Below are 18,943 nucleotides of genomic sequence, written 5' to 3' on the forward strand. Positions count from 1 at the left end.
ATGCGTATTGGAACCAGCGATCTGTCTACACAGGTTCATTCCAGTACCCAGCCGCATTTGGCTACAAAAAGTCTTAAGCGAATTTCTGTAAACAAGTTTCACCCCCGAATTATATTTTTTGGCTTTGCCACTCGACGCCACCCTATGAGGTGGCGTTTTTCTTTTCTGAAACGCACCTTTCACTACTTTTTCCTTCCTGAAACACACATTTTCTGTCTTTTTCTTACCGAAGCACGAACTTTACACTTCAATTGCTTAGATATTGTTCTAACTTGTCTTTATCGCGCTGGAAATCGTTTGCGTCAGCGAGTAAAATCCGCGCCAATTTCTTTAGGCAAACGTTTTCCTTTTTTCGCATCGGGTGAAATCAGGGTTTTTACACAGGGAAATGAGAAGATGTTAGAGAATTTGTTCAAGCTCAAAGAGCACGGTACGACAGTTCGTACTGAAGTGGTCGCAGGTTTCACTACCTTCCTGACCATGGCTTACATTATCTTCGTAAACCCTGCGATTCTGTCGGAAACCGGCATGGACCGCGGCGCAGTTTTCGTGGCTACCTGTCTTGCAGCCGCCATTGGCTGTTTCGTCATGGGTATTCTGGCTAACTATCCGGTTGCTCAGGCTCCGGGCATGGGTCTGAACGCCTTCTTTACTTATACCGTTGTACTGCAAATGGGTCACACCTGGCAGGTGGCACTGGCGGCAGTATTCCTCTCAGGCCTTTGCTTTATTCTCCTGAGTGTCCTGAAAATCCGTGAGTGGATCATCAATTCCATCCCAGTTTCGCTGCGCACGGGTATTTCAGCCGGTATCGGACTCTTCCTTGCCCTGATTGCCCTGCAAAACGCCGGCATTGTGGTTGCCCACCCGGCGACCCTGGTTGCCATGGGGGATATCACCGCATTTGCCCCTGCGATGGCAGCTCTGGGCTTCTTCCTGACTATTGGCCTGGTTCACCGTGGTATCAAGGGTGCAGTAATGATTGCCATCCTGATTGTTACCGGCCTGGGCGTTGTCTTTGGAAACGTTGCCTTCCAGGGCGTGGTTTCCATGCCGCCAAGCATTGCGCCAACCTTCATGCAGATGGATTTTTCCGGTGCAATGGAAGTGGGCCTTATCAGCATCGTGTTTGCTTTCCTGTTTGTTGACCTGTTTGACACGGCAGGAACTTTGGTTGGTGTGGCACAGCGCGCAGATTTGCTCGACAAAGATGGTAAACTGCCGCGCCTGAACCGTGCGCTGCTGGCAGACAGTACTGCAACTTCTGTCGGTGCGATGCTGGGTACCTCCAACACCACGTCTTACATTGAAAGTATTGCCGGTGTTGCTGAAGGTGGCCGTACCGGTCTGACTGCGGTAGTGGTTGGTATCCTGTTCCTGGCTGCGCTGTTCCTTTCGCCTCTGGCAGGTATGGTTCCTGCGTACGCGACTGCCGGTGCACTGTTCTATGTGGCGATTCTGATGATGTCCGGCCTTGTCAGTGTGAACTGGCGTGACCTGACTGAAGCGGCACCTGTTGTTGTGGTGTGTCTGCTGATGCCACTGACTTACTCCATTGCCAGCGGTATCGGCCTTGGTTTTATCTCTTACTGTGCTGTGAAGCTGTTCAGTGGTAAGGGACGCGAAGTACACATTGGTGTATGGGTACTTGCTGCACTGTTTTTCTTAAAATTCGTATTACTTTAATCGTTCTTGGATGAGCGGTTTTGAACTATAGTTGACGACTATCGTCACGAGGTTTGTTGTTTATGGCCAATAAGTTTGTAATTACCTGGGATAATATGCAGATGTACACCCGTCAACTGGCGGAACGTCTGCTGCCTGCAGATAAATGGACCGGTATTATCGCGGTTAGCCGTGGTGGTCTGGTACCAGCGGCGATTCTGGCGCGTGAGCTGGGCATTCGTCATGTAGATACCGTGTGTATCTCCAGCTACGACCACAGCCACCAACGCGATATGCGGGTTTTGAAAAAAGCCGAAGGTGATGGTGAAGGTTTCATCGTGATCGACGATCTGGTTGATACCGGTGGTACTGCTCAGGCCATTCGCGAAATGTATCCAAAAGCGTGGTTTGTAACCGTATGTGCCAAGCCTGCAGGCAAGCACCTGGTTGATGACTATGTTGTAGACATCCCGCAGGATACCTGGATTGAACAGCCTTGGGATATGGGTGTAACTTTCGTTGAGCCAATCGCTTCACGCAAGGAATAATCCCTCGCCAACTGAATTAGCAAAAAGGCCCTCCGGGGCCTTTTTTTGTGCTTAATTCTCTATGGATTGATGCACCGGCCTGTCTTGGGGGTATGATGTAGCGAATTTCCCGGGAAATCCGGGCTAAATTGTGCGCCCAATTACGTAAATTCGCACTGATGCGGGATAGTATATCCAGACAGCTTCTGTATCCGGTCACTTTCGGTATACAGCTGCAGTTTCGATATACATTTGGACAGCAATACAGACCTACCGGAGGATGCGTGACATCTTCAGAATCAGAAAACCTCTCAATCAAACTATTCAAAAAACAGAAAGAGGCCGCAGAAACATCAACGCTTATTGGCAGCTTGGTCAAGTCGCCATTCAGTAACCCTATTGACGGTGAAAATGAAGCGAACTGGTACCGGATGCTGCGCCGTCCGCAATGGGTATGGCAAGGGGTCGAGCCCCTGGAGATGGAAGAGATCTTCGCCCGGATTGCCGCGAGTACCAACCCGCGCAGTCATGAAGGGCTGCTTGATACTGTTATTGGCAACCGCTCGGGAAACTGGGTTTATGAGTGGACCAATGCCGGTATGCGTTACCAGCGGGACGCCATTGCGCTTGCAGACAAAAAAGACCTCGATGCGGCATTCCTCGCATGGATGAAAGCCAGTATTTATTTTACCGTTGCGTCTTACCCGCACCTGAAAGGGGACCCGCTCGGGTTGCAATCAGAAACCCTGGCGTACAAGGCGTTCAAGGAAGCGGTTGCACTTCGCCCTTACCGTGTCCGCAGTATTGAAACCCGGCTTAACGGCAAGGCGCTGCAAGGTTTCCTGATGGTGCCGCATACGGATCACCCGGTGCCAACCATTATTGTCAGTGGTGGCCTGGATACCCTGCAGATTGAGTTGTGGAAACTGTTTGAGAACTACCTGGCGCCTGCCGGGTTTGCCATGATGTGTGTGGATATGCCGTCCGTCGGCTACAGCCAGCACTGGAATTTCACTGAAGACACCAGTGCACTGCACCAGGCTTTGCTGGATGAAGTGGAACGCCAGCCTTGGGTTGCGCCGGGCAGGATCGGTGTGATGGGGATGCGTTTTGGCGCCAATGCGGCTATCCGGCTTTCATTTGTTGAACAGCAACGTATCAGCTCATGCGTATCGCTTGGTGGTGTTTTCCACAGTGCACTGACAGACAGAAAGCGCCTGCAGACAATGCCGCCGATGTACCTGGATATGATGGCATCGCGCCTCGGTGTTGAACCAACTGCATCAATGATTACCCGGTTGCAGGCGTGGTCCCTGAAAAATCAGGGGCTGCTGAGCGGGCGCAAGACACAGGTGCCGATTCTGGCACTGAGTCTCAAAGACGACCCGGTTTGCCCGCACAGTGACAACCAGATGGCGGCCATGTGGAGCGTAGGTGGCAAAGCGGTCAGTGTGAAAACTACCCGCAGACATGACGGCTATCACGAAGCCCTCAAACGGGCTGTAGACTGGTTTAAACAGACATTATGAAACATGACTCACCAATCATTGTGGGAAATTCATCATAACAAGCTGCTTGAGTCACTGATAATAAGTTGTTAAAAAAGGAATAACAGTGACAAGGAGGTTCTATGGCAGAACAGAACGGCTTCCCCCCATACGGTAAGTTGATTAATAAGTTTGCTGCGATTGGCCCGTACCTTCGGGACAAGAAATCCAGCCAGGAAATGTTCTTTTTTGATTGCCTGGCAGTATGTGTCAATGCAAAAAAATCACCGGAAAAGCGTGAGTTCTGGGGCTGGTGGCTGGAGCTGAAACCAACCGAAACCGGTTTTGAGTACAGTTACCAATTTGGTCGTTTCGACGAAGCCGGGAATTGGCAAAACGATAAAGTACCTGCGAAATACGTAGAAGAGGTGTCGGCAACAGCATCCTCATTCTATGAGAAACTCAAGTCTGTGATTGAAGAAGAATTCAGTCTCGACGTCCAACCTGCGCCATCGTTAAAAGAGGCTTCTTTGGGCTCAGCTGCCTGATTCTCTTTTAACCGCCTAAAATCACTTGTTATCCGGGCTGGGTATTGATAAAAGAAGGGTTCTTTTTCTTTTATTTTCCACCAGTCCGATGTCAGGCGATCATATAAATAATGAAGGGCGCGACAACACCGCGCTAACTGAGAATAAAACTCACGCTGAAAAGCAAACAGTTGTTATCAAGCTGGGTACCAGTGTGCTTACCGGCGGCTCTCTCAAACTAGACAGAGCCCATATGGTAGAGCTGGTACGTCAGTGTGCCATGCTGAAAAAGGAAGGTCACAAGGTCATTGTCGTCACATCCGGTGCAATTGCAGCCGGCCGTGAACACCTTGATTACCCTCAGTTGCCCAACTCTGTCTCTTATAAGCAGATGCTGGCTTCAGTAGGACAGAGCCGCCTGATCCAGACATGGGAAAGCCTGTTCGAACTTTATGGCATCCATATTGGCCAGATGCTGTTGACCCGAGCTGACCTTGATGACCGCGAACGTTTCCTGAATGCCCGCGATATGCTGCGTGCGCTGCTGGACCACGGCATTGTCCCGGTTGTAAACGAGAACGATGCTGTTGCCACTGCTGAGATTAAAGTGGGTGACAACGATAACCTTTCTGCCCTGGTTGGTATTCTGGCAGAAGCCGATAAATTGCTGCTTCTGACCGACCAGCCTGGCCTTTTTACCGCCGATCCCCGCACCAACCCGGAAGCGGAATTAATCCGCGAAGTCCGTACCATTGATGAAACCCTGCGCAAACTTGCTGGGGACAGCGTCAGCGGACTGGGTACGGGCGGAATGGCAACCAAGCTGCAGGCGGCTGATGTTGCCCGCCGTGCCGGTATAGAGGTGACCATTGCAGCCGGACGCCGTCCGGATGTGGCGCTGGATCTGGTAGCCGGTAAAACGATCGGTACCCGCTTCCTGCCGCTGGCCTCACCGCTTGAGAGCCGGAAACGCTGGATTCTGGCCGGTCCCCCTCCGGGTGGTACAATTTACATTGATGCCGGGGCGGCAAGCGCCGTAATGGAACGCCACAGCAGCCTTCTGCCAAAGGGTATTGCCCGTGTGGACGGCAATTTCGACCGCGGTGCGGTTGCCCGCGTCTGTGACCAGGAAGGTAAACTTCTTGCCCGTGGCATTTGCCGTTACGCCAGCAAAGATCTGGCGAAGATTGCCGGCAAGCACAGCCAGGATTTCCTGGAAGTTTTAGGATTTGAATACGGCTCGGTGGCGATTCACCGGGATGATTTAGTAGTAATTGATTAAAAGGGAGCCACTGTGAGCTTACAAGCGATGGGGCAAGCTGCCCAACAAGCCGCCTACCAGCTGGCAACAGTATCAACAGCCGTAAAGAACCAGGCGCTGGCGGTGATTGCCGATGAGCTGGAAGCCAACCTGGAAAGCATCCTGGCCGCGAATACGCAGGATCTGGATGCTGCGCGTGCGTCCGGTATGTCTGAGGCGTTGCTGGACCGCCTGATGCTTAACGAAGCCCGTCTCAAAGGTATTGCCTCTGACGTGCGAAACGTTATTTCCTTGAAAGATCCTGTGGGTGCCGAAATGGATACCTGCGTGCTGGATAACGGGATGACCCTGTCCAAGCGCCGTGAACCGATTGGCGTTATCGGTGTGATTTATGAAGCACGCCCTAACGTGACTATCGACATCGCATCCCTGTGCCTGAAAACAGGTAACGCAAGTATCCTCCGTGGTGGCCGTGAGACCTTCCACTCAAACATGGCGCTGGTGAAAGTTATCCAGACTGCGCTTGAAAAAACCGGTTTGCCTGCGGCTTCCGTTCAGTACATTGAAAAGCCTGACCGCGAGCTGGTAGCTGAGCTGCTGCACATGGATCAGTACGTAGATATGATTATCCCTCGTGGTGGTGCCGGCCTGCACAAGATGTGTAAGGAGAACAGCACTATCCCGGTTATCATCGGCGGTTTCGGTATCAGCCATGTCTTCGTAGACGAGACGGCTGATCTGACCCGTTCAGTGGACGTGGTAATCAACAGCAAGGTACAGCGTCCTTCTGCCTGTAACGCCCTGGATACGCTGCTGGTGCATGAAGCCGTCGCAGCAGAATTCCTGCCTGCACTGGTAACGCGCCTGAACCAAGACAAGGTGACGGTTGTTGCTGATGCCTCAGCGAAAGGTTTTGTCGGTTCTGCTGATTCCCTGCGTGATGCAGAAGAGGGGGATTTTGATACCGAATGGCTGGCTTACACGCTGGGTATCAAGGTTGTCAGCAATGTTGAAGAAGCGCTGGAGCATATGCGTGTGCACAACGCCAGCCACTCGGATGCCATCCTGACAAACAGCCTGCAAAATGCTGAGAAGTTCATTAACAGTGCCGGTTCTGCGGCTGTTTATGTGAATGCCTCAACCCGCTTTACCGATGGTGCGCAATTTGGCCTGGGCGCTGAGGTGGCTGTTTCCACCCAGAAGCTCCATGCCCGAGGACCTATGGGCCTGGATGAGCTCACTACCTATAAGTGGGTGGGTAAGGCTGATTACCTCTGCCGCAGCTGATCCCTGCGGAATTGAAGGTGTCACTGACAAAAAGGCGCTTCGGCGCCTTTTTTCTGCCTGTACGAAAGAAGCTCAGGCCGGCCCTTGCAACAACGTCAGGACATTTCCATCCGGATCCTTGAAGTGTGCCAGCATCCCTCCCCAGGGCTGAGGCTCTGGTGGCAGTAAAAAGTCGATACCTTTGGCGGTTAACTCCCGGTAAGTGTTTTCAATATCCTCAACTTCGATGGAAATACCGATAAAGCGGCCGACAAGCTCCTGGGCCTCGTCATCGCCGGGTTCCTGCCTTTCTACGGCAAGTGCAGCTCCTCCGAGGTCAAACTCTGCCCATCCGGCATCGTCAATGATACAGCGAACCGGCAGGCCAACCATGGTCTGGTAAAAGTCCACACTTTCGTCCCACTTGAAGCTGAAAATCCGTTGTGCATATAGCTTGTACTTCACCGGGCTCCCCTCCTTTTTTATGGCTGTCAGTAAGTGCCTATTTACTATAGCCGTGGGATTTCAGGAGGACTTTTTAACCGGAAGGAATTGCTGATAAAGAACAAGTGTTTCAAATCAAAAGGATGAATCCAAAAAAGTGCGGCATAGATCGCTTAATAGGTTATGAAATATTGCGCATAATTTAACCTGGTTATTTTTAAAAAGTGTGCGGGAGAGCAAGGATGCGCAGGATTATTTTCAACCAGAAAGGTGGGGTAGGGAAATCGAGTATCACGGTTAACCTGGCGGCTATCAGTGCTGCCCAAGGGCTGAAAACCCTGGTTGTTGACCTCGATGTACAGGGAAATACCAGCCAATACCTGGGCTATGATATCCAGCAAAAAAGTGACAAGACGGTTGCAGACCTCCTGAGTCAGACCGCCTCCTGGTTCTCTATGTCTACACCGGTTAAAGACTTCCCCCATCCTACACAGTTTGAAAACCTTTGCCTGATTCCGTCCAGCCCCAAGCTTGCAGCCCTAGAAGGTGAACTGGAGCGGCGATACAAAATCTATAAACTCCGTGAAGCACTGGATGAGCTGGAATCCGGGTTCGACCGTATTTATATCGATACCCCGCCAAACCTGAACTTTTACAGTAAAGCCGGCTTAATTGCTGCCCACAAACTGCTTATCCCTTTTGACTGTGACAGTTTCTCACAACAGGCGTTGATGACACTTTTGGATAACCTTGCCGAGTTGCGTGACGACCATAACCGGGCGCTTGAGCTGGAAGGTATTGTCGTGAATATGTTCAATGCCCAAGCCAATTTCCCCCGCCAAATCATTGAGTCCGTGAAAGAGCTGGGATTGCCGGTCCTTGAGCCTTATATCCCCCAGTCCATCAAGATGAAGGAGTCGCATTTCACCCAGTGCCCCTTGGTTTATGGTTTTCCCGCCCACAAACTGACAAAACAATTTGAAACTTTGTGGGAGGAGATGGAAGCAAAGTTGAAGGAAAAAAATGGGGCAGCCTGAACAGGGAACCCCAGAATTTATCAGTCCGGTTTGTAACCGCTGGGCTGAAACTGCTGCCAGCCTTCAAGCACCGACGGATCGGGGCTGAAAACCTCTACGGTCAATGGGTGGCACTGCGCTTCATGGCTGTGGGGATTGCTGAAATCGCCTTGTGGCGAGGCTGACAGTGCAACGAGCAAGTCGGTTTCAGCAAACAGTTCCAGGTAATCCCCTTTTCGTGCAGGGCTGGCTTTCACAAAATACTGATGGCTGTCTGCTGTAAAGCCGGAGCATTTGAAAATGTTCAGGCCATTATGGGGGGATAGCTGGGCTTTTTCCCCGGCAAGCGGATTGCCAAGTGATGCGCAATCGTGTGGTGTCAAACTGCCAATAACATCATGCACCCCGGCACCATCTACTTCATCCCAGCCATACCAAGCCAGTGAATCATAAGTGACAGTCACCAGAGGGCGAGCATATGGTGGGTTACTCCACAGACGATCCCCGGTTGATATATGGGTTGCGTGCTTGGAGCGGGTCTCTGATGTTGACAGGTGTTCATTCAGGTTGTCTTTTTGCCACAGGTTCAGGCAGGCAACCTGAGTCCCTTGTTTGCAGGAGATCCGAAACAGGCTGCCGGCCGGTACGTTAAAACAGCCAGCCTCTTTTGCCGGTACTTCCAGTGCAGTAACTCTTTTTGCCGTTGCACGTACCGCCCGGTAGAAAGGCCGGTCAAACCTTGGCAGGTCTTCATTTTCTACACAGATGTACGGTTTTGCCTTTCGGCGTGTTGCAGCATCAGCCGGTGCTTCATTACAGTCACTGATGGGCATATCCAGCGGATCTTGCATATCGGACATTGCCGACTCCTTTGCGGAATAGGGTGGGGATACGGCATTGAGCATACGTCTATGCCCCGGTAAGGGCAAGGAAAGTTCCGGGTAGCAAAGAGGCGGAAAGAGATGGTCAAATAACCGCTAAAATGTTTCGCGAAAATTCAGGGTTGGTATATGATGCGCCACCCTCATTTTTCAGGCCCTGTTTTCAGGCAAATATGTCGACTAACGCCTTATATACTGACCTGTCCGGTTACTACGATTTAATGTGTGCTGATATTAACTATGAGGCACAAAGCTACAGCATCAAACGCCTTCACCAACTGCTTGGCAATGACGGCAAAAACCATCTTGATCTCGCTTGTGGCACCGGTCCGCATGTACGTTACTTTATCGATTATGGCTACAAGAGCAGTGGCTTGGATATTAACCAGCCGATGCTGGACCTGGCTCAGGGACGTTGCCCGGAAGCCACATTCAGCTTGCAGGACATGAGCCAGTTTAAGGTCGATGAGCCGCTGGACCTGATCACCTGTTTCCTCTATTCCATCCACTACAATGATGGCATTGAGAAACTGAAAGCCTGTATTGCCAGCGTACACAGTGCACTGAAAGAAAACGGCGTGTTCTGCTTTAACCTGGTGGATAAGGATAAGATCGACAACCGTTCTTTCGTCCGTCACTCAGCGCATTACGAAGAGAGTGAGTTTACCTTCCAGTCCGGCTGGCACTACAGCGGGGAAGGTGAGCGCCAGTCACTCAAGTTGAGTATCGACAAAAAGACCGGTGACGAAACCCTTTCCTGGCAGGATGAGCACCCTATGGTTGCCCTGACATTTGATAAAATGAAGGAGCTGCTGACCCCGTTTTTCGATGTGCATATCTTCGAGCATGACTATGAAAAAATCATGCCTTGGGATAACAAATCCGGCAACGCGATTTTTGCCTGCGTGAAAATATAACGTAGTGGGGCTCACCGGCAGCGGTGGGCTCTCGTTCCCTTAAGTTGCTTCCTTGGCCACTTCCCTCAGGTTGTTGATATCAGCATAGGCTTCCCAGCGGAAATACCGGATATCAGCCATCTCCAGCATCGGCAGATCTTCCTTTGTGTCCCCGTACGCAAATATAGTCTCGTATTGGCTGAAATCTATGGCTTTTCGGGTATACGAAACCTTCCGGATACCATTGCAGTCCCCCTTCGTGTAATTGCCTGTCAGCCGGTTTCGCTTCATTTCCAGCTCGCTGCATACCAATTGAAGGCCGTGCTGCTTGCACCAGATGGAAAGAATAATATCCAGGTTTGCTGAGACGATAATTACCGTGTCGCCACGCTGTTTATGCCAGTTGATCTGCTCGATTGCCTGCTCTCTTATAACGCCGGGCAGATATTCAGATACAAACTGTTCTGCGTGTGCCTGTACTTCGGATGACTTCCTTCTCCAAAATGCAACTTTAGACAGTACAGGCCGGGTTTTGGATGCAGGTAACCAGCCCAGTTTGTAAAGCAGTATCACCGGGAGAACCGACAATCCGCCAAGCAGCAGGCGCACTTTAGATACGGAAAAGAACAGGAATTTTGTGTATGTATCTTCGGTGGTGACGGTCCCATCAAAATCAAACAGGGCCAGGTTCATGATGATTTCCCGTAATCGCTAAAGGTGGTCGAATGCGTGATTCCACCATAAACCTTATGGCGACAGCAAATCAGGAACCATTATTTTCAGGTTTTCGTTTGTAGATATCGGTATAGCCACATCGGGTGCAAGTAATCGCCAGGTAGAGTTTCTTTTTGGTAGGGAAGAGGGCATCCCATAAACTTCCGGCTGAGCGGAAGTCAGCTGTTTCGTAGTCAGAGTTGCCGCAACGCATACAGATGTATTCAAAAGCCATTTTGCACCTATCAGACGATGACACTCTTTTTAGCGTAGACCCGGTTCAGGGATTTGACGGTATTCCGGCCAGACTGAAGCATTAAAAAAGAGCCCGCCTTTTGGCGGACTCTGATTTAAGCATTACCCCCGTTGCTCTTTGGAGACAAAGCGGGTAACAGTTTTTGAACTGCCATCGGGTGCTGTGATTACGAATTTAACTGAGTGGGGACGTGTTGGGGAGGTAAGTAAAATACTTGCACGTCCGTTTGCGCTGGTCTTTGCTCTCTGTCCTTCTGCAATGACAATTGCATTTTTTACCGGTGTCCCATTTTGTTTTACTGTGAGGATTGCGTCACCTTCAAGCGCTTGGATTGAGATAGTAAGATTCGCAGCATGAGCACTTGAAAATGCAGTGGAGACGAGCAGTAATCCAGCTGCAGCGATTGCCTTTTTCATGATCTCTTCCTCTCGGGTGGCGACCTTATTAACTGGTCACTTATACAGTATGTTAATTGTTGGATAGAGAATATCGGAAAGATCTGATGATGTTGCTCAAAAAATTTGCGCAACAAATTGTAATGCCGGACGGTCTAATGATCTTGGGGGCAGTTTTGGGGCTGTGGGGATGCGCGGCCAGGCTGTTGGCAAGGGAGAAAAGAAAAAAGGCGCCGGAGCGCCTTTTCTGATAGGTCAGGAAGCCGGCTTATTTTACTTCCATACCCTGAGCTTGAAGGTCAGCATGGTATGAAGAGCGAACAAACGGGCCACAAGCCGCGTGGGTAAAGCCCAGATCCAGTGCAATCTGCTTCAGCTCATCAAACTCTTCCGGCGGCACGTAGCGCTCTACCGGCAGGTGGTGACGGCTTGGTGCCAGGTACTGCCCCAGTGTCAGCATGGTTACGCCATGGGCTCGCAGATCCTTGAGCACTTCAATGATTTCTTCCTTGGTCTCACCAAGGCCCATCATCAGGCCGGACTTGGTTGGGATGTCCGGGTGCATTTCACCGAAACGCTTCAGCAGGTCAAGGGACCACTGGTAGTTGGCTCCCGGGCGAGCTCGGCGGTACATGCGCGGCGCAGTTTCCAGGTTATGGTTGAAGACGTCTGGCGGGTTGTCTTTCAGTACTTCCAGTGCACGGTCCATACGGCCGCGGAAATCCGGAACCAGGGTCTCAATACGGATTTCAGGGTTCTCTGCCCGGATTTCACGGATACAGTCAGCGAAGTGCTGGGCACCGCCATCACGCAGGTCATCGCGGTCAACAGAGGTTACGACAACATATCGCAGCTTCATGTCCTTGATGGTTTTAGCCAGGTTCTTTGGCTCTTCAGTATCCGGCTTCAGCGGACGGCCGTGTGCAACATCACAAAACGGGCAGCGACGGGTGCAGATGGCGCCGAGGATCATAAAGGTCGCTGTGCCGTGGTTGAAGCACTCTGCCAGGTTAGGGCACGATGCCTCTTCACACACTGAGTGAAGGTTGTTTTTGCGCATTGCAGATTTAATTTCCTGAATACGCTTACTGTCTGAAGGCAGCTTGATTTTCATCCACGCAGGTTTGCGCAGCATCTCTTTCTGCTCCGCCGGCATGTTCTTTACCGGAATCAGAGCCATTTTGTCGGCATCGCGGTACTTAACGCCGCGTTCCATTTCAATAGGTTTGCTCATAGTTAATTGCTTTCCGTTAATACAACATCATCATAGCCGAGCAATTGGCAAAACTTGTCTGCCAATACAGGCTGAACGTCAGAAAGAGACGTTGGTCCCCCCAGGTTTGCGGTTTGAGTCATTACCATACCGGCATAGCCACAAGGGTTGATACGCAGGAAAGGCTCGAGGTCCATATTGATATTTAGGGCCAGTCCATGGAACGAGCATCCGCGCCGGATACGCAAGCCAAGCGAACAGATCTTATCTCCGTTGACATACACACCGGGGGCATCCGGGCGGGCATTGGAGGTAATACCGAAATGGGCGAGCGTATTTATAACAGTATCTTCAATATGGGTGACCAGTTCACGAACGCCAAGTTTTCTGCGGCGAAGGTCAACAAGGACATAAGCGACCTGTTGCCCCGGACCGTGATAGGTTACCTGTCCACCCCGGTCACTGGCTACCACAGGAATATCGCCTGTGCTCAGGAGGTGTTCTTCTTTACCTGCCTGGCCTTGGGTGAATACCGGGTTGTGCTCTACAAGCCAGAGCTCATCAGTGGTTTCAGGAGTGCGCTGATCAGTAAAGTCATGCATGGCCTGAAAAGTGCCGGTGTAATCCTGGCGGCCGAGGTTGCGGACGATAAGGCGGTTTGACAACGAAGTGCTACCCAATCTTTAAATACATTGGGGCATTATAAGGAAAGACGGCTGGATTAACAGCCGTCATTCGTGGGGATATTGAGGTGTTTCGTCTGAGGTTTAGAGAACCATGCGGACGATTTCAATCTCACCCAGCTCTTTGTAAAGGTTTTCAACCTGCTCAATCGAGGTGGCGTTGATCGTGATAGAGATTGAGTGGTAGTTGCCTTTTGCACTAGGTTTGATGCTAGGGCTGTAGTCACCTGGTGCATGGCGTTGGATGACTTCCAGAACCAGATCAGGCAGCTCAGGTTTAGCGTGACCCATTACCTTGTACGTAAAGTCGCAAGGAAACTCGAGCAGGTCTTTCAATTTCGGTTGTTCTTGCATTGATTATGCTCCGTTTACAGCAAGTATGGCTGTAATTCTCTGGTTGGCAAGGGCCGAAATAGTATCGCTGTTAGGGGGTAAAAACAAGAAAACGGCGGCCAGTGTGGCCGCCGTTTTCTATAGCTGTTTCTTCAAGAACCCAGGCTTAGAACCAGCTCTTGAACAACATGATGATGTAGTCAACCAGACGGCTGAAGATGCTGCCTTCGTTCACGTTATCCAGTGCTACCAGTGGGTACTCAGCGATGTCTTTGCCATCCAATTGGTAGAACATTTTACCGACCACTTCACCTTTCTTGATAGGTGCTTCCAGCGTCTTGTTCAGGACAAAGCTGGCTTTCAGCTCATCGGCGCTGCCGCGTGGGACAGTGACATAAGTGTCTTCAGTTACGCCCAGTGCCACTTCTTCCTTGTCACCCATCCAAACGCGCTCTTTCACGAAGGTTTCGTTGGCTTTGTGTGGAGACAGGGTTTCGAAGAAACGGAAGCCGTAGTTAAGCAGTTTTTTGCTCTCTGCTTTACGTGCGTTAGGGCTGTCGGTTCCCATAACAACAGAAATCAGGCGCATCTTGCCTTCCGTTGCTGTAGAAACCAGGCTGTAGCCAGCGTTGTTAGTGTGACCGGTTTTCAGGCCGTCAACGTTCAGGCTCTTGTCCCACAACAGGCTGTTACGGTTGTACTGGGTAATGCCGTTATAGGTGAAAGATTTCTCTTTGTAGATGGCAAACTCTGCCGGTACATCGCGGATCAGAGCCTGAGCCAGCTTCGCCATGTCATGTGGTGAAGAGTACAGGTTCGGGTTATCCAGGCCGTGAACGTTGGTAAAGTGGGTGTTGGTCAGGCCCAGCGTTTTGGCCCAGGCGTTCATCAGGTCAACAAACGCGTCGGTTGAACCGGCCACATGTTCCGCCATGGCAACACAGGCGTCGTTACCAGACTGGATGATGATACCTTTGTTCAGGTCACCGGCTTTAACTGTGGTGCCTACTTCGATAAACATTTTTGAAGAGCCAGGGAAATTCTTGGCCCAGGCATTTTTGCTGATTACAACATCATCATCTGGTGAGATATTGCCACGCAACATTTCCTGACCAATTACATAGCTGGTCATCATTTTTGTCAGGCTTGCTGGAGGGGTGCGTTTGTCGGCGTTCTTTTCAGCAAGAATTTTGCCTGAATGGTAATCCATCAGAATGTAGCCTTTAGCCGCAATTTGCGGTGGCTCCGGCACCACATTTGGCGCGGCAACAGCTGCAGCGGATGCTACAAAAGCAGTAGAAATCACAATGGATCGGAGAAATGCTATGGTTTTTTTCATAATGATGTTTCTTGGTCCGGAATATCCCTAGAAATCAGTTACCGCCCACTATATCAGAATGATTCCCCATGGGCAGCCTTGAGGCCCGTTTATCTGTGTGTTTATGCGCGCCGCGCGGCGATTTTTTACGTCAGCCTGACAGCCGGAAACACGCAGAAATATTCTCACACAGAATAACGGGCTAATTCTTCACTTAGTTAGTGACAACAGTTTTGTCTGTTTGTTCGGTGCTGATTTTTTCAGTGACGATAAAAGCACCGGTAAACTTGTTGCGTTTGGCAACATCCAGCGCAGCACGGGCTGAATCCTGATCCTGGTAGGGGCCAAAGCGCAAACGCCATACGTCGCCTTTTTTTACAATATCGGTAGGGAGGTTGAGCGATTTGCCCAACTCGGCAGCAGTGCGGCGTGCCTTGGCTTCATCGGACAGCGCGGCGAGCTGGACAAAAAACGCTTCGCTGCGGTTTGTTTGCCATTCTTTCGGATCCTGGGGCTTTTCCGGGTGAAGCAGGTGAATTTCTACATTTGCCACGCCAGTCGCTACCACACCGAGTTTGGTCGCTGCTGCGTAGCTTAGGTCGATAATCCGGCCTTCGTGGAATGGACCGCGGTCGTTAACCCGAACGATAGCTTTTTTGCCATTGTCGAGGTTGGTGACTTCTACATAACTTGGCAGCGGCAGGGTCTTGTGCGCAGCAGTCATGGAGAACATGTCATAGACTTCGCCATTTGAGGTCAGGTGGCCATGGAACTTTTTGCCATACCAGGATGCAATGCCTTTTTGTGCAAACTCACCCGGTGTTTTAACCACCTGGTAGCGTTGCCCGTTCACCGTGTAATCCCTGTTACCCTGAAGGCTGTAGGGCTCATAGCGTGGCTGCGCATCTTCTATATGGGAAAGGTCCGGTACACTCTCAGGTGCTTCATCGTTTGTCTGGCTGTAACGGCTGTTATTGTCGGCACAGGCAGCCAGCAGCAGAGAGAGGATCAGAATCAGATATCGCATTAATTAGCCCTGGATAACATTTTACGGTGAGTGTGAATCGACATCAGGATGCCAAATCCGGCCATCAGGGTCACCATTGAAGTGCCACCATAACTGACCAGGGGAAGCGGGACACCAACTACAGGAAGTATGCCGCTGACCATACCGATGTTCACGAATACATAAACAAAGAAACTCAGCATTATACTGCCTGCTACCATCCGGCCAAAAGCAGTTTGCGCCTGTGAGGCGAGCCAAAGTCCCCGTCCGATGATAAATAAATACAGGGAGAGCAGAAAGGCGACACCCATCAGGCCCCACTCCTCGGCAATCACTGCAAAAATAAAGTCCGTATGGCGCTCCGGCAGGAACTCTAACTGGGATTGTGTCCCCTGTAGCCAGCCTTTACCTCCGACGCCTCCTGAGCCGATGGCAATTTTCGACTGGATGATGTGGTACCCCGCACCGAGCGGATCCGATTCCGGGTTAAACAGCGTCAGCACTCTGGTACGTTGGTAGTCATGCATCAGGAAAAACCACAGTACCGGGATAAAGGCTCCGAGCAGGGAAGCTGCGCCGATGATGAGACGCCAGGAAATACCTGAGAGGAACAGCACGAAGATCCCGGATGCGGCAATCAGGATGGAGGTACCGAGATCCGGCTGCTTGGCGATCATAATGGTGGGCAGGAAAACCAGCACCAGTGCGATGATCAGCCTCTTGAAAGTGGGAGGGAGCGGCTCGCGGGCAATGTACCTGGCGACCATCAACGGGACGGCAAGTTTAATCATCTCAGAGGGCTGGAAGGTGACAAAGCCGAGGTTGAGCCAACGCTGGGCACCTTTTGCCGTTTCACCGACAACAAGGACTGCTGCCAGCAGGATAACACCGAGGAAGAAAAGGTAAGGGGACCAGAACTCGTATTGCCTGGGTGGAATCTGGGCCAGAACAAACATCACCCCAAACGCGAGGCCAAGGCGGATAAGCTGGCGGTTCATCATGGCTTCACTTTGGCCGCTGGCACTCCAGATAATGGCGAGGCCAAAACCCAGGAGTGCCAGGATGCCGAGCAACAAGGGGAAATCCAGGTGAAGTTTTTCCATCAAGGTTTTCTTTTGCCCGGTCACCGCCATGAAGTTCATTAGCCCGCCTTTTTCGTCACATCCTGTGTAGTGTCGGATTTAAGTTTGCCGTCTTTGTCCAGAAGTATGTAGTCAAAGATCTTCCTGACAATCGGCGCACCGTGGCTTGAGCCACCACCGGCGTTTTCAAGTACGACAGAAACCACGGCTTCAGGGTGCTTGAATGGTGCAAAGCCGGTAAACAGTGCGTGGTCACGCAGGTGTTCGGCAATCTCTTCCGCGTTGTATTTCTCATCCTCTCCTAGGCCAAAGACCTGAGCCGTACCGGATTTCCCGCCGCTCAGATAAGGTGCACCATGGAAGGCCCTGCGCGCAGTACCCGTCTTTCCGTGGTTGACCATCTCCATCCCTTTGAGTGCTGTATCCCAGTTCCGTTCGCTGACCCCCTGGATTGGCGGGTAAGGTTCTACCGGGACAACATCTTCCTTGCCGTCACTGATAATAGCGCGCAGCAGGTGAGGCGGGTAAACCTTGCCGTGGTTGACCAGTACCGACGTTGCCTTGGCTATCTGCATTGGGGTCGCTGTCCAGTATCCCTGACCGATACCTACCGGGATGGTGTCTCCCTGGTACCACGGTGTGCGGTAACGGGCTACCTTCCATTCGCGTGTCGGCATGTTGGCCTTGCTTTCCTCATAGATGTCGATACCGGTGTAATCACCAAAACCGAACTTATTCATCCAGGTGGACAGGCGGTCTATACCCATATCATAGGCTATCTGGTAATAGAATGTGTCGACAGATTCCTCAATGGATTTAAGGACTTCAACTTTTCCGTGCCCCCATGCTTTCCAGTCACGGAATGGACGGGTTTTGGAGTTCGGCAAGCGCCAGTAACCCGGATCATTCCGCACTGTGTTGCGGGTGATCACCCCATCTTGCAGTGCTGACACGGCTATAAACGGTTTAACCGTTGATGCCGGCGGGTAGATGCCCAGCGTGGTGCGGTTTACCAGCGGACGGTTCTTGTCGTTAAGCAGTCCCCGGTAGTCTTTGCCGGAGATGCCGTGGACAAAGAGGTTCGGGTCATAACTTGGGCTGGATACCATTGCCAGTACACTGCCGTCTTTTGGATCGATGACGACAGCTGCCCCGCGTTTGTTGCCGAGCAACTCTTCAATGTAGAGCTGAAGGTTAATATCCAGGTTAAGGACAATGTCCTTGCCCGAAACTGGCGGGACGTATTTCAGGGTGCGGATAACCCGGCCGCGGCTGTTAACTTCTACTTCCTGGTAACCTGCAGTGCCGTGGAGCATCCCTTCGTAGTATTTTTCGATACCGAGTTTGCCGATATCACGTGTTGCCCGGTAATTGTTAATCTTGTCTTCACGTTCAAGCTGGGCGATGTCGCGGTCATTGATTTTTGCTACATAGCCGAGAACGTGGGTTAGGGCGGCTCCGTACGGATAGTAACGCTTGAGGTAGCCTTTTACCTCTACACCGGGAAGGTGGTACTGGTTGACCGAGATAACAGCGACTTCTTCCTGACTGAGCTGGCTTTTCAGCGTAACAGCCTTGAAGCGGCGGGAACGGCGGACATCGCGCTTGAACGATTTGACCTCTGAGTCAGAGATCGTGATGAGCTTGCGAAGTTCGGCAATGGTGTCATCAATGTTCTTAACCTGCTCGGGCGTCACTTCCAGGGAGAATACCGGGCGGTTTTCAGCCAGCAGGTTACCGTTCCGGTCGTAAATCAGGCCACGGTTGGGAGCAATGGGGACGACCTTGATACGGTTGTCATTGGAGCGGGTTTTGTAGTCCTGGAAATCGACAACCTGCAGGTTGTACAGGTTGACCAAAAGCAGGGTCACCATGGCAACGATGCCGAGGAACGAAATCAGGGCGCGGCTGGCAAACAGCCGCGCTTCAGCAGTATGGTCACGTATCGGTGTGCGCTTGTGCTTCATCGATAC

General features: G+C 51.4%; 21 protein-coding genes. 9 read left to right on the forward strand and 12 right to left on the reverse strand.

Translation table 11 applies throughout. The features are described from left to right. Positions 1–396 precede the first annotated feature (396 nt). From NF212_RS04590 to NF212_RS04615, 6 genes are all read left to right on the forward strand, one after another. A complete protein-coding gene (locus tag NF212_RS04590; RefSeq protein ID WP_434359254.1) occupies positions 397–1,686 on the forward strand; it encodes an NCS2 family permease in 1,290 nt (429 codons plus the stop codon). A gap of 62 nt (positions 1,687–1,748) precedes the next feature. After that, entirely contained in the window at positions 1,749–2,213 is a 465-nt protein-coding gene (gene gpt, locus NF212_RS04595) for a xanthine phosphoribosyltransferase (RefSeq protein WP_054670265.1), read from the forward strand. A 263-nt stretch (positions 2,214–2,476) separates the two neighbouring features. After that, positions 2,477–3,721, forward strand: coding sequence for an esterase FrsA (frsA, locus tag NF212_RS04600; RefSeq protein WP_434359256.1), 1,245 nt, complete (start codon positions 2,477–2,479; stop codon positions 3,719–3,721). 101 nt (positions 3,722–3,822) lie between these two features. Further along, complete coding sequence (gene crl / locus NF212_RS04605; RefSeq protein ID WP_434359258.1) at positions 3,823–4,227, forward strand: sigma factor-binding protein Crl; 405 nt, start codon at positions 3,823–3,825, stop codon at positions 4,225–4,227. A 43-nt stretch (positions 4,228–4,270) separates the two neighbouring features. After that, positions 4,271–5,488, forward strand: coding sequence for a glutamate 5-kinase (gene proB / locus NF212_RS04610; protein WP_434360826.1), 1,218 nt, complete (start codon positions 4,271–4,273; stop codon positions 5,486–5,488). Between the two features lie 12 nt (positions 5,489–5,500). Then, positions 5,501–6,754 (forward strand): glutamate-5-semialdehyde dehydrogenase, encoded by a 1,254-nt coding sequence (locus NF212_RS04615; protein ID WP_434359260.1) that lies wholly within the window; start codon positions 5,501–5,503, stop codon positions 6,752–6,754. 72 nt (positions 6,755–6,826) lie between these two features. Here NF212_RS04615 and NF212_RS04620 read toward each other — a convergent pair whose 3' ends face one another. Further along, complete coding sequence (locus NF212_RS04620) at positions 6,827–7,198, reverse strand: VOC family protein (protein ID WP_434359262.1); 372 nt, start codon at positions 7,196–7,198, stop codon at positions 6,827–6,829. A gap of 221 nt (positions 7,199–7,419) precedes the next feature. Between NF212_RS04620 and NF212_RS04625 the strand changes: the two genes are divergently transcribed. Then, positions 7,420–8,214 (forward strand): ParA family protein, encoded by a 795-nt coding sequence (locus NF212_RS04625; RefSeq protein ID WP_434359264.1) that lies wholly within the window; start codon positions 7,420–7,422, stop codon positions 8,212–8,214. A gap of 20 nt (positions 8,215–8,234) precedes the next feature. Here NF212_RS04625 and NF212_RS04630 read toward each other — a convergent pair whose 3' ends face one another. Further along, positions 8,235–9,053 carry an urea carboxylase-associated family protein gene (locus NF212_RS04630; protein WP_434359266.1) on the reverse strand — a complete coding sequence of 273 codons (819 nt, stop codon included), beginning with the start codon at positions 9,051–9,053 and terminating at the stop codon, positions 8,235–8,237. Positions 9,054–9,247: 194 nt separating this feature from the next. Between NF212_RS04630 and NF212_RS04635 the strand changes: the two genes are divergently transcribed. Next, on the forward strand, positions 9,248–9,991 hold the full coding sequence (locus NF212_RS04635) for a class I SAM-dependent DNA methyltransferase (RefSeq protein ID WP_434359268.1): 744 nt from the start codon (positions 9,248–9,250) through the stop codon (positions 9,989–9,991). Between the two features lie 39 nt (positions 9,992–10,030). On the opposite strand, the gene NF212_RS04640 is transcribed toward NF212_RS04635, so the two are convergent. The 3 genes from NF212_RS04640 to NF212_RS04650 form a co-directional block, all read right to left on the reverse strand. Beyond that, a complete protein-coding gene (locus NF212_RS04640) occupies positions 10,031–10,663 on the reverse strand; it encodes an HAD-IB family hydrolase (protein WP_434359270.1) in 633 nt (210 codons plus the stop codon). A 70-nt stretch (positions 10,664–10,733) separates the two neighbouring features. Continuing rightward, positions 10,734–10,919: a zinc ribbon domain-containing protein gene (locus NF212_RS04645; RefSeq protein ID WP_434359272.1), complete on the reverse strand. Its 186-nt coding sequence runs from the start codon at positions 10,917–10,919 to the stop codon at positions 10,734–10,736. A gap of 122 nt (positions 10,920–11,041) precedes the next feature. Continuing rightward, a complete protein-coding gene (locus tag NF212_RS04650) occupies positions 11,042–11,356 on the reverse strand; it encodes a hypothetical protein (RefSeq protein WP_434359274.1) in 315 nt (104 codons plus the stop codon). An 86-nt stretch (positions 11,357–11,442) separates the two neighbouring features. Between NF212_RS04650 and NF212_RS04655 the strand changes: the two genes are divergently transcribed. After that, a complete protein-coding gene (locus NF212_RS04655; protein WP_434359276.1) occupies positions 11,443–11,586 on the forward strand; it encodes a hypothetical protein in 144 nt (47 codons plus the stop codon). A 17-nt stretch (positions 11,587–11,603) separates the two neighbouring features. On the opposite strand, the gene lipA is transcribed toward NF212_RS04655, so the two are convergent. From lipA to mrdA, 7 genes are all read right to left on the reverse strand, one after another. Continuing rightward, positions 11,604–12,569 (reverse strand): lipoyl synthase, encoded by a 966-nt coding sequence (lipA, locus tag NF212_RS04660; RefSeq protein ID WP_434359278.1) that lies wholly within the window; start codon positions 12,567–12,569, stop codon positions 11,604–11,606. A 2-nt stretch (positions 12,570–12,571) separates the two neighbouring features. Further along, entirely contained in the window at positions 12,572–13,213 is a 642-nt protein-coding gene (lipB, locus tag NF212_RS04665) for a lipoyl(octanoyl) transferase LipB (protein WP_434359280.1), read from the reverse strand. Positions 13,214–13,315: 102 nt separating this feature from the next. Continuing rightward, positions 13,316–13,585, reverse strand: coding sequence for a DUF493 family protein YbeD (ybeD, locus tag NF212_RS04670; protein ID WP_434359282.1), 270 nt, complete (start codon positions 13,583–13,585; stop codon positions 13,316–13,318). A gap of 145 nt (positions 13,586–13,730) precedes the next feature. After that, positions 13,731–14,903, reverse strand: a complete 1,173-nt coding sequence (locus tag NF212_RS04675) for a serine hydrolase (RefSeq protein ID WP_434359283.1) — start codon at positions 14,901–14,903, stop codon at positions 13,731–13,733. Between the two features lie 193 nt (positions 14,904–15,096). Continuing rightward, positions 15,097–15,909 (reverse strand): septal ring lytic transglycosylase RlpA family protein, encoded by an 813-nt coding sequence (locus NF212_RS04680; protein ID WP_434359285.1) that lies wholly within the window; start codon positions 15,907–15,909, stop codon positions 15,097–15,099. Then, the gene (rodA, locus tag NF212_RS04685; RefSeq protein WP_434359287.1) at positions 15,909–17,030 is read right to left on the reverse strand and encodes a rod shape-determining protein RodA; all 1,122 of its coding nucleotides are present in this window, start codon (positions 17,028–17,030) and stop codon (positions 15,909–15,911) included. The genes NF212_RS04680 and rodA overlap by 1 nt, the downstream gene beginning before the upstream one ends. After that, positions 17,030–18,937, reverse strand: coding sequence for a penicillin-binding protein 2 (gene mrdA / locus NF212_RS04690; RefSeq protein ID WP_434359289.1), 1,908 nt, complete (start codon positions 18,935–18,937; stop codon positions 17,030–17,032). The genes rodA and mrdA overlap by 1 nt, the downstream gene beginning before the upstream one ends. Positions 18,938–18,943: the final 6 nt, after the last annotated feature.

This window comes from Parasalinivibrio latis, from assembly GCF_036825535.1.
Taxonomy (GTDB): domain Bacteria; phylum Pseudomonadota; class Gammaproteobacteria; order Enterobacterales; family Vibrionaceae; genus Parasalinivibrio; species Parasalinivibrio latis.

What these genes read in the sequence shown, in the direction of transcription:
- NF212_RS04590 (WP_434359254.1), top strand. Translation starts at nt 397, where the DNA reads ATGTTAGAGAATTTGTTCAAGCTCAAAGAGCACGGTACGACAGTTCGT.
- gpt (WP_054670265.1), top strand. Translation starts at nt 1,749, where the DNA reads ATGGCCAATAAGTTTGTAATTACCTGGGATAATATGCAGATGTACACC.
- crl (WP_434359258.1), top strand. Translation starts at nt 3,823, where the DNA reads ATGGCAGAACAGAACGGCTTCCCCCCATACGGTAAGTTGATTAATAAG.
- NF212_RS04625 (WP_434359264.1), top strand. Translation starts at nt 7,420, where the DNA reads ATGCGCAGGATTATTTTCAACCAGAAAGGTGGGGTAGGGAAATCGAGT.
- NF212_RS04630 (WP_434359266.1), bottom strand. Translation starts at nt 9,053, where the DNA reads ATGTCCGATATGCAAGATCCGCTGGATATGCCCATCAGTGACTGTAAT.
- NF212_RS04635 (WP_434359268.1), top strand. Translation starts at nt 9,248, where the DNA reads ATGTCGACTAACGCCTTATATACTGACCTGTCCGGTTACTACGATTTA.
- NF212_RS04640 (WP_434359270.1), bottom strand. Translation starts at nt 10,663, where the DNA reads ATGAACCTGGCCCTGTTTGATTTTGATGGGACCGTCACCACCGAAGAT.
- NF212_RS04645 (WP_434359272.1), bottom strand. Translation starts at nt 10,919, where the DNA reads ATGGCTTTTGAATACATCTGTATGCGTTGCGGCAACTCTGACTACGAA.
- NF212_RS04650 (WP_434359274.1), bottom strand. Translation starts at nt 11,356, where the DNA reads ATGAAAAAGGCAATCGCTGCAGCTGGATTACTGCTCGTCTCCACTGCA.
- NF212_RS04655 (WP_434359276.1), top strand. Translation starts at nt 11,443, where the DNA reads ATGATGTTGCTCAAAAAATTTGCGCAACAAATTGTAATGCCGGACGGT.
- lipA (WP_434359278.1), bottom strand. Translation starts at nt 12,569, where the DNA reads ATGAGCAAACCTATTGAAATGGAACGCGGCGTTAAGTACCGCGATGCC.
- ybeD (WP_434359282.1), bottom strand. Translation starts at nt 13,585, where the DNA reads ATGCAAGAACAACCGAAATTGAAAGACCTGCTCGAGTTTCCTTGCGAC.
- NF212_RS04675 (WP_434359283.1), bottom strand. Translation starts at nt 14,903, where the DNA reads ATGAAAAAAACCATAGCATTTCTCCGATCCATTGTGATTTCTACTGCT.
- NF212_RS04680 (WP_434359285.1), bottom strand. Translation starts at nt 15,909, where the DNA reads ATGCGATATCTGATTCTGATCCTCTCTCTGCTGCTGGCTGCCTGTGCC.
- rodA (WP_434359287.1), bottom strand. Translation starts at nt 17,030, where the DNA reads ATGAACTTCATGGCGGTGACCGGGCAAAAGAAAACCTTGATGGAAAAA.
- mrdA (WP_434359289.1), bottom strand. Translation starts at nt 18,937, where the DNA reads ATGAAGCACAAGCGCACACCGATACGTGACCATACTGCTGAAGCGCGG.